9 protein-coding genes are annotated in these 5227 nt (G+C 38.8%); 6 read left to right on the top strand and 3 right to left on the bottom strand.

Going from position 1 to position 5227, the window contains the following annotated elements; genetic code table 11:
* Nucleotides 1–204: 204 nt before the first annotated feature.
* A complete protein-coding gene (locus ABN256_RS18570) occupies nucleotides 205–720 on the top strand; it encodes a hypothetical protein (protein WP_219495476.1) in 516 nt (171 codons plus the stop codon).
* 15 nt (nucleotides 721–735) lie between these two features.
* On the opposite strand, the gene ABN256_RS18565 is transcribed toward ABN256_RS18570, so the two are convergent.
* The 3 genes from ABN256_RS18565 to ABN256_RS18555 form a co-directional block, all read right to left on the bottom strand.
* Nucleotides 736–1056, bottom strand: coding sequence for a hypothetical protein (locus tag ABN256_RS18565; RefSeq protein WP_349439888.1), 321 nt, complete (start codon nucleotides 1054–1056; stop codon nucleotides 736–738).
* Nucleotides 1057–1473: 417 nt separating this feature from the next.
* Complete coding sequence (locus tag ABN256_RS18560; protein ID WP_349439887.1) at nucleotides 1474–1884, bottom strand: hypothetical protein; 411 nt, start codon at nucleotides 1882–1884, stop codon at nucleotides 1474–1476.
* A 153-nt stretch (nucleotides 1885–2037) separates the two neighbouring features.
* Nucleotides 2038–2721: a LexA family protein gene (locus ABN256_RS18555; protein ID WP_349439889.1), complete on the bottom strand. Its 684-nt coding sequence runs from the start codon at nucleotides 2719–2721 to the stop codon at nucleotides 2038–2040.
* Nucleotides 2722–2803: 82 nt separating this feature from the next.
* Here ABN256_RS18555 and ABN256_RS18550 point away from each other — a divergent pair, with 82 nt between their 5' ends.
* The 5 genes from ABN256_RS18550 to ABN256_RS18530 all read left to right on the top strand — a co-directional run.
* Complete coding sequence (locus ABN256_RS18550; protein WP_049257589.1) at nucleotides 2804–3013, top strand: helix-turn-helix transcriptional regulator; 210 nt, start codon at nucleotides 2804–2806, stop codon at nucleotides 3011–3013.
* A 142-nt stretch (nucleotides 3014–3155) separates the two neighbouring features.
* A complete protein-coding gene (locus ABN256_RS18545; protein ID WP_349439886.1) occupies nucleotides 3156–3488 on the top strand; it encodes a CII family transcriptional regulator in 333 nt (110 codons plus the stop codon).
* A gap of 21 nt (nucleotides 3489–3509) precedes the next feature.
* Nucleotides 3510–3683 (top strand): hypothetical protein, encoded by a 174-nt coding sequence (locus ABN256_RS18540; protein WP_196574854.1) that lies wholly within the window; start codon nucleotides 3510–3512, stop codon nucleotides 3681–3683.
* The gene (locus tag ABN256_RS18535; protein WP_349439885.1) at nucleotides 3658–4749 is read left to right on the top strand and encodes a replication protein; all 1092 of its coding nucleotides are present in this window, start codon (nucleotides 3658–3660) and stop codon (nucleotides 4747–4749) included. The genes ABN256_RS18540 and ABN256_RS18535 overlap by 26 nt, the downstream gene beginning before the upstream one ends.
* Nucleotides 4749–5227, top strand: a 479-nt coding sequence (locus tag ABN256_RS18530) for a DnaB-like helicase N-terminal domain-containing protein (RefSeq protein ID WP_349439884.1), incomplete at its 3' end; no start/stop codon positions are given. The genes ABN256_RS18535 and ABN256_RS18530, both read left to right, overlap by 1 nt.

Below are 5227 nucleotides of genomic sequence, written 5' to 3'. Positions count from 1 at the left end.
GTTTTTATAATTTCAATTTCGATCGGCTTACTATCCATCTCTATCTCCTATCTATTAATCAACTCACCACAGCCCACTGAATGGACTGTAATTAGTTAACTGTGCCCGTTTATTTATCCACTTAGGGCGTCAGTGGTTTCTCTAGTCCCCACCAAAGAAATTGATTACAATGTGTTCACCCCACCAATGAAAAAGGAAAACAACATGCACGTTCTATCTGAGAGGCAAGAAATGATTATTCAAGCATTAAATAATAGAGAATTCTTAATGAAACCAATAACTCAGGATAAATTTAACGAGTTACTGGAAGAGTTCGGAGAAGACCAACTAGCAAGAGAGCTGGACTACTTGCAAAAAAGAGGGTTAGTGCAAGACGGTGCTGTGAGAATCGGCGTTGTCGATGATGAACCCTATTCTTTTAATATTCAAAAAATGGGGTTAACCGCTGATGGTGTTGATTGCGCTAATGCCGATACTCTTGGTAACAAATTAAACGTTGTTAACATAAAAATTCACGAAAGCACCATTAAAAACTTAGAAGCAATGATCAGAGCCGTTAACCTACCTGATGAAGATAAAAAAACGCTTCTCGATATGGTAAAAGAAAAGGGCGCTGAAGCTGTTGTTAGCAGAATGGTTGATTATGCATTTGCTAATGCGAGCATTGCTACCAAGTTATTCCTTGAAGCTACCAAAACAAAACTTGGCTTTCATGACTAAGCCCATCCGTGGGCTTTATCTCGCCGTAACCCCGAACTCACTGCTCGGCTGTTTTGTTTTAACTCCTGAAAATACTGCTACATTAGGTAAGCAACAGTTATCTCCACTTGGATAATGCTTTGTTGGTTTGAGAGAGAGAACAGGGCGTTCTTTCTTCTCTTTCACTGAGTTAGCTTTAGAAATTTCTTCTTCTTTCAGTTTGTTAGCTCTGAAAGATGCATATCTAGCATATTGACGCGCTTTATATGAATCACTATTTACATGCTTAACTTCTACTTGTTTGCGCTCACCTACTTTCTTAGGTGACGTTTTTAACGGTTGAATATAAGTTGTCATGTAGCCTCCTCTGAATAAGTTTTGGTGGTGTAGTGATTGCTGATATTGCTCTGTCACAGTTGCGCAAACCTCAGTCCCGATTCATGTTTCATCTGTGAATAAAATCTATGATTACTTTTGGTATCGGTCACTTCACCCCAAAACTCACTCAGTGAAATGTTGGACAAGATGTCATTGTCCGTACTGCTATATTTTTAAAGAGCATGGCTTGCTGATGTATCTTGCTTGCCGTTGATGTGATTAAATGTATACGATAAGTAGACGCATGTAAATACTAAATGTAGACATTTGAGGTAAATAAAAGTCAACTATCTGTATTTTCAGATAATTTATTTTCAAAAAAATCTCAGATTGGAATGCAGATCACTTCTTTGGCGGGGAGGGGGTACAAAAAAGCCCTCGCGGGGAGGGCTAGGGTTATCTATGTTTTGCTAAGTCTATAAGAGGCTTAAGGCTTTCTACTATCTTCTGTCTTACATCGTCTTCTAAAGTTGGTTTGTGATACTTATCCCACTTAATCATTGATACAGCATCACAAAACTCCTTATAAGCCACTATTAGCTTTTCTCTTTCCTTTTCTTTCATATGGATAGAAAGATTTAATATTTCTTTTTCATTAACTAAAGAACGGTGAACACATAACCCTAAATCTAGATCTTTCTTGGCTTTAATGAGCCTTATGTAGATAGGGTCTGCAACTGAATTAAACTCTTTGCGCCGGTCGTTGCGTCTGTTCGAATAAACACCAATAAAGTATGATGCAATTATTGCAACGATTGATATAATTCTTTCAGTATTTGCAATAATCCACTTAACTATTTCATCCACTATCGAGGTTCCTATGCCTAACTTGGAAGCCAAAATCATTGAATTAGAAAAGGCGAATGCAGTATTACAAAGCCAGTATGGAAACCTATTGGCTATTTGCATTGGACTTATCGTAGTTATGTTTATAGCCATCTATCGGTTAAAATAAGATTATTAAAACGTGTCGTCAGGCCATTGTGACTTGATTACCTTACCTATGATTGTGCAGTTCCCGTTAATAGGGATCAGGTCATAGCGTGGGTTTAACGGCTCTAAATATGATATTCCACCTTCTCTAATCAATCGTTTGAATGTGAACTCATCATTTAGCAAACGAGCGACACAGAAATCTCCGAATTCCACTTCTTCATCAGGATCAACCAAGATAAGCATTCCTTCTGGGAAGCTAGGTTTCCCTCCTGGTGGTGCTGTCATTGATTGACCTTCAACTTCTAACCAGAAAGAGCGTTCACTGGCTTTCTTAGCCGTAGGAATCCACGACACAGCATCTTTCTGAGTGTATGAGTTAAATTCTGTTGAGAAAGCGCCAGCCTGTACCTTAGTGAAGAGAGGGTATTCGTATGTTGGCGGCTGATGGCTAATATCTTCTTTTTCGATACTAATCGAGCCATCTGAATTAATAACTGCATTATTTACACCAACAAATGCCAGTATCCCAGCAATGTCATGTAGAGAAGGCTCTCTCTTACCTGTCATCCAGTGACCAACCGCACCCTTCGATACCGAAAAGCGCTCAGCTAAATCATCATAAGTAACGCCTTTGTCCTTCATCAAGGATTTGGCTAGTTCGTACCATTTCATTTTCATACCAAGATTATACGTTATGTATACATATATGTGGACACACAAAATGTATACTTTTATATTGAGTTATCGGATACTTTATGTATACTAATCTAATTGTAATAAGGAGGTTCTAATGAACAATTTAAGTCGATACAGAAAAAAATTGGGAATCACCCAAAACGACTTAGCCAAAGAGCTTGGATGTACAAAAGGAAATGTCAGCCATTACGAAAATGGTAGACGTAAAGCTGACTTAGACGTTTGTAGAAAGCTCGTTGTTTTCTTTAATCAAAAAGGTGTGAAAGTCACTATTGATGATTTATTTCCACCAAAAGTTGCTTAGTTTCACTCGCTCTTTAAAAATTCACGCCATGCCTTTTGACCTCAATCGGCAATTATTATCAACAATCCGCTCATATGGAATGAGCCACGGATCATTACTGCTGTTCCCAATATGGGAAGTAATCTAAGAAGGAATTTAACAAATGGAACTATCAAACGAACGCAAATTTCGAGAAATCGAATCAAAAATCATGAAAGGGATACTTGTTACTGGCGCTAGAGAAGTAGCGAAAAGAACGGGTATTCACGAATCACAAATATCTCGCTGGCAATCTCAACAATCTAAAACGCAATTAAGCTTCATACAACGTTGTGCAAGGCTTTTAGTTGCTATTGGGTATGAGACACAAGATGACACAGTGATATTGCAGGGTGATGAAGCTAGAGCATTAATTCAAATGCTTGAACATGTCAAAGCACCAAAAAGAAAAGCCCCAGCGGTAACTGAGGCTTCTCAACAAATGGACTTAATTTAACAACAACTCAATGAGGTAATTATGGCAAAGAAACGCCGATTTATCAACCAAAATCAAGAAGAAAGAGTACATCCTGATAGCCCTGATGGGCTATTAGTCGCAGCGGCAAAAAACAGGAATTTCGGCAAGCGATTTGTCGAAGAGTTTAGAAAGCAACAAGGAGGTCAGCATGTCAGCGGAAATAAAATATCTTGATGATTTTAGACCTGAGCCAAAGGTCATGGAGAGCAAAGTGGCTGACCTTGATAACGGCTATACCAGAATAGCGAATGAGTTATTAGATGCAATCATGCTTGCTGGATTAACCAAACACCAATTATTAATGGTTATGGCTGTATGGAGAAAAACATACGGCTTTAATAAAAAAATGGATTGGGTTGGCAATGAACAACTTGAAAGCATGACAAAGATTGATAGCACTAAATGCTCAACCGCTAAAAATCAATTAGTTCGGATGAAAGTTTTTATTCAGGAAGGTCGAAAAATTGGAATGAATAAAAATATTTCCGAGTGGGAAACTGACATTTACCGAAACAGCAAAAGTTTTACCGAAACGGTAAAGAATAGTTTTACTAAAACGGTAAAAACCACTTTACCGAAACGGTCAAACACAAAAGACAATAATACAAAAGACAATAAAGACAAGATCCCCCTTACCCCCGCTGGGGAAAATATCGCTCTAGAAATTCTCGATTATTTTAATCAGCTAACCAATTCTAAATTTCAATCTACTGAACCCATCCTAAAAGCGCTGAACACCATCAAGGCAAAAGGCGAATGCTACACACCTGATGAAATTAAACTAGTGATGGAATGGGCTGTTAAGACTTGGAAGAATGGAAAAGATTTAAAACCGCAGAGCTTGTGTCGAATGACTCGCTTTGATGGCTACCTGTCAGATGCGCTCAAGTGGAAAAATCGAGACGGCATTAACCCTGTTGATTGCCCTCATGAAGAATTAATTAAAATCTGGAATAAATACGTTCCTGAAAGAGCCATTGATTTTTATGAGTGGACATCACGCAGACCTGCTTACAAAGATTTGGAAGCTGTCTGGAATGGCAAAACCAACAAGGGGCAGTGGCGTGAAGTGAAACACATGGACACCTGCTTCAAGCTGATATCTCAATCAAGTTTATTCACTGGCTTGCAAGACAAGGGGTGGTTAACGCTTGACTGGATCTTAACACCGACAAGATGGTCGCAAACCTACGAGCAAGCTAAACGAGAATATACCGAACGGAAAAAAGGGATTGTTTAATGGAAAATAAATTCACGGATTATTACTCAGAGCAGGCTGTCATTGGGGGAATACTGATTGCTACATCTGAAACCGAAGAGATTGCTATCTCAGCTATCGAAAGTTTAGTTGCTGATGATTTCACTTCGTCATCTCACAAAGCCATATTCAATGCTATGCAGAGCCTTGTTAGAAATGGCTCTAAGATTGATTTGGTTTTACTGAATGGAGAGCTTGAGCAACAAGGCAGCTCAGGCATTACTGGCGGGTTCGGCTATCTTGCTGAATGCACTAAAAACACATCAAGCATTCAAATGTTACCAGGTTATGTTCAGAAAATTAAGGATCTAACCACGGCTCGAAAAACGCTTGCTGTTCTCAATGAGGGTATTGCGAAGATTAGCTCATCAAACGTTAGCAACCTTGTTGATGTTGTCGGTGAGGTTCAATCCACAATCTCATCAATGGACACAGGTAGTGTTGTTGAAACACAGCACAT

Origin of the sequence: Proteus sp. fly-1008 (assembly GCF_040140305.1) — a bacterium.
Lineage (GTDB): Bacteria > Pseudomonadota > Gammaproteobacteria > Enterobacterales > Enterobacteriaceae > Proteus > Proteus vulgaris_B.
The sequence above is the reverse complement of the archived record's forward strand: the minus strand, read 5'-3'. Positions and strand labels throughout refer to the sequence as shown.